This is a genomic window from Longicatena sp. (assembly GCF_982403165.1).
The window spans coordinates 1-3,102 of record NZ_CEVYEL010000106.1 but is presented as its reverse complement, the minus strand read 5'-3'; the positions used below and the strand labels follow the sequence as shown (position 1 = coordinate 3,102).

At 40.7% G+C, this 3,102-nt stretch carries 4 protein-coding genes; all 4 read left to right on the top strand.

Annotated features, from left to right (window positions below; all coding sequences use genetic code 11):
- Nucleotides 1-408: 408 nt before the first annotated feature.
- Genes tsaE through tsaD form a run of 4 tightly spaced genes read left to right on the top strand, consistent with a single transcriptional unit; the run spans nucleotide 409 to nucleotide 2,915 of the window.
- Nucleotides 409-855, top strand: a complete 447-nt coding sequence (gene tsaE / locus AC1VS3_RS12845; RefSeq protein ID WP_008689873.1) for a tRNA (adenosine(37)-N6)-threonylcarbamoyltransferase complex ATPase subunit type 1 TsaE — start codon at nucleotides 409-411, stop codon at nucleotides 853-855.
- The gene (gene tsaB / locus AC1VS3_RS12840; RefSeq protein WP_008689871.1) at nucleotides 852-1,454 is read left to right on the top strand and encodes a tRNA (adenosine(37)-N6)-threonylcarbamoyltransferase complex dimerization subunit type 1 TsaB; all 603 of its coding nucleotides are present in this window, start codon (nucleotides 852-854) and stop codon (nucleotides 1,452-1,454) included. The genes tsaE and tsaB overlap by 4 nt, the downstream gene beginning before the upstream one ends.
- 1 nt (nucleotide 1,455) lies before the next feature.
- Nucleotides 1,456-1,905 carry a ribosomal protein S18-alanine N-acetyltransferase gene (gene rimI, locus AC1VS3_RS12835; protein WP_017144563.1) on the top strand — a complete coding sequence of 150 codons (450 nt, stop codon included), beginning with the start codon at nucleotides 1,456-1,458 and terminating at the stop codon, nucleotides 1,903-1,905.
- A complete protein-coding gene (tsaD, locus tag AC1VS3_RS12830; protein WP_008689867.1) occupies nucleotides 1,902-2,915 on the top strand; it encodes a tRNA (adenosine(37)-N6)-threonylcarbamoyltransferase complex transferase subunit TsaD in 1,014 nt (337 codons plus the stop codon). Before rimI ends, tsaD begins: the two co-directional genes overlap by 4 nt.
- Nucleotides 2,916-3,102 lie beyond the last annotated feature (187 nt).

Below are 3,102 nucleotides of genomic sequence, written 5' to 3'. Positions count from 1 at the left end.
GAGAAGGACAGGTTTTTTTCTATATAGAGATAGAAAGCCAAACACATTCCTTATGGACAGGCTTCATAGCAAATAGAGTGATTTCTAATAGTTATCTAGTAGTTGCCTAGTACTTACATAGTAGTTTATAAGTAGAAATTGCGTTTTCCGTGCTTTTAAGTTGTTTATTTTCCATAGGGTTCATACACCCTTTTTATTTCCACCCATCTTTTCCGTGTACCACCTGCATCAACAATATAGCTGTATTTGTTTATGATTTTGGAGAAGGAAACTTGAAAGTTGCGGGACTTTTCTATTCTTGTGGCAAAATTCTATAGCTAAGCAGAAAAGATATGCTATAATGATACGGTTGAGAAACCTACAGTATCTATAGAGGATAACTGTAATAAAATAGATGGAGGTAGTAGTATGATAGAAATTACCGTGCATTCATTAGCGGAAACAGCACAGCTTGGTGAAAAAATCGGGCATTTGCTGCATCCTGGTTCATTATTAACATTGAGTGGCGATTTAGGCGCCGGTAAGACAACTTTGACAAAGTCTATTGGTAAGGCGTTGGGTGTGAAGAAGGTCATTAATTCGCCAACGTTTACCATTTTGAAAACATATTATGGAAAAATGCCTTTGTATCATATTGATGCATATCGTTTAGAGGGCATCTCACAGGATCTGGGCTTTGAGGAAATTTTTGAGGATGATGGCGTTTGTGTAGTGGAATGGCCACATTATATTGAGGAACAATTGCCGAAAGAACGTTTGCGTATCGAAATACGTCGCATTGATGAGGAAGTTCGTTTGTTCATCATTGAGGGTATTGGCAAAGCATATGAAGAGATAGAGAGGGCATTAGCATGAAAACATTATGTATGGACAGTGCGCATAAGCATTTGATCTTTGTGTTACTGGAAGATGGTAACGTGGTGGCAAGTCTTGCACAGGAGTGTTGGAAACGACAGAGTGAAACATTATTTCCTGCGCTTATTGCGTTAATGGAGGAAGCGCATTGGAAAGCGGATGATATTGATGAAGTTGTGATAACGGATGGTCCGGGCAGCTATACCGGTGTGCGAATTGCGATGACGGTGGCTAAGGTTTTATGTACTAGAAAACATATTCCTTTATATTGCATCAGTACGTTGCAGCTGTATGCAGGTATGCATCCACATACGTTTGTAATGCTGGATGCGCGCAGTTCACGTGCGTATACGGCGTTATTGGATGAAGGAAAGTTCCTTTTGGATGAGGGTATCATGACGCTGGATGAGGTGAAAGCGTATCTGAAGGACAAGGATGTTCGTGTAGTTGGGGAAACGGAATTGATTGATCTTGCTCACGAAGATGTGGATTTTGTGGAAAATTTCCAGGCATTGCGTCCGTTAGCGCGTCGCATTGACAATGTACATACCTTAACTCCGCGATATTTAAAAGAAAATGATGCGTATTTGGTGAAGTAGTATGCTGCGTAAAATGCAAGTGGAGGATATTGAAGCGGTTGCGGCATTGGATAGTGAATGCTTTCCCTTGCCTTGGCAAGAGGAACAATATCGATATGAATTACATGAGAATCCGTTTGCTCATGTTTATGTGTTAGAAGTAGACGATAGGATCATTGGCTATATTGATTTCTGGATTACGTTTGAAACATGTCAGTTGGCGAAGATTGCTGTTGCACCGGCTTATCGTGGACAGCAGTATGCGCATTTGCTGATGGATGTCATGATTGCAACAGCAAATCAAGAGCAGTGTGAAACTATCTCATTAGAAGTACGCGTTTCAAATGAAGCTGCTCATAAATTGTATGAGCACTATGATTTTATCAAAGTGAATGTCCGTAAAGCTTATTATCAGGATAATGGTGAGGATGCGGATTTTCTGATAAAGGCGTTAGGAGGAAATTGTATATGAAAGACACGTATATATTGGCTATTGAATCAAGTTGTGATGAAACAGCGGTTGCCATCATTAAGAATGCGAAGGAAATCGTGGCAAATGTGGTGGCGACGCAGATTGATGTTCATAAGGATTTTGGCGGTGTGATTCCGGAGGTTGCCAGTCGTATTCATGTGGAAAATATTTCAATGGTTATTGAAGAGGCTTTGAAGAAAGCTAACATGGATGTAGCGGATATGGATGCTATCGCGGTTACACAGGGACCGGGATTGGTTGGTTCTTTGCATGTTGGTGTTCAGGCGGCGAAAACTTTGGCTTGGGCATATGATAAGCCATTAGTTCCCGTACATCATATTGCCGGCCACATTTATGCGAATCAGTTAATTACCGAGCTTGCATTTCCTTTACTTGCTTTAGTTGTATCAGGTGGACATACGGAACTTGTTTATATGAAGGATGAATGGAGCTTTGAAATTTTAGGCACAACGCAAGATGATGCAATTGGTGAAGCCGGTGATAAGGTTGGACGTGTATTAGGCTTACCTTATCCAGGTGGTGTCTATGTGGATAAGATAGCAAAGGATGGCAAAGCTATTTATACATTGGCGAAGCCTAAAACAGAGAATGAATTGGATTTTTCTTTCAGCGGTTTAAAGAGCAGTGTCTTGCAGTTTATTGATCGCTGTAAGCGGAAAAATGAAACATTCCTGCCTGAGGATTTGGCTGCTTCTTATCAGGAAACGGCTTTTGAGGCGTTATTGGAAAGAGCACGGAAAGCTTTGGAGCTGTATCACCCTAAACAAATGTTGTTGGCAGGTGGAGTTGCGGCGAATTCTTGTTTGCGTAAGAAGATCAGTGAGGATATGGCTAAGGCGTATCCAGAGGTTACCTTTATCATACCGCCGTTGTCTTGTTGTACGGATAATGCAGCAATGATCGGTGTTGCAGGTACCATCGCTTATCAGCATGGAGAGCGTGGAGATTTTGCTTTGACTGCAGATCCTGGCATGGAATTGGAAAGATAGGACGCATAGAAGGAAAAGTCTTGAGGAAACGTTTATAAACCGAATATTGGATATACCCCCTGAACTGTGGACAAATCAGTAAAGGGGGTTTTTGTATGGGAAAATCTCTAGTCGCATGGATATTATTTTATGAATTTATCTTGTAATAGTATTTACTAGTTGAACATTCTTTCATATAAAGTAATAT

What these genes read in the sequence shown, in the direction of transcription:
- tsaE (WP_008689873.1), top strand. Translation starts at nt 409, where the DNA reads ATGATAGAAATTACCGTGCATTCATTAGCGGAAACAGCACAGCTTGGT.
- tsaB (WP_008689871.1), top strand. Translation starts at nt 852, where the DNA reads ATGAAAACATTATGTATGGACAGTGCGCATAAGCATTTGATCTTTGTG.
- rimI (WP_017144563.1), top strand. Translation starts at nt 1,456, where the DNA reads ATGCTGCGTAAAATGCAAGTGGAGGATATTGAAGCGGTTGCGGCATTG.
- tsaD (WP_008689867.1), top strand. Translation starts at nt 1,902, where the DNA reads ATGAAAGACACGTATATATTGGCTATTGAATCAAGTTGTGATGAAACA.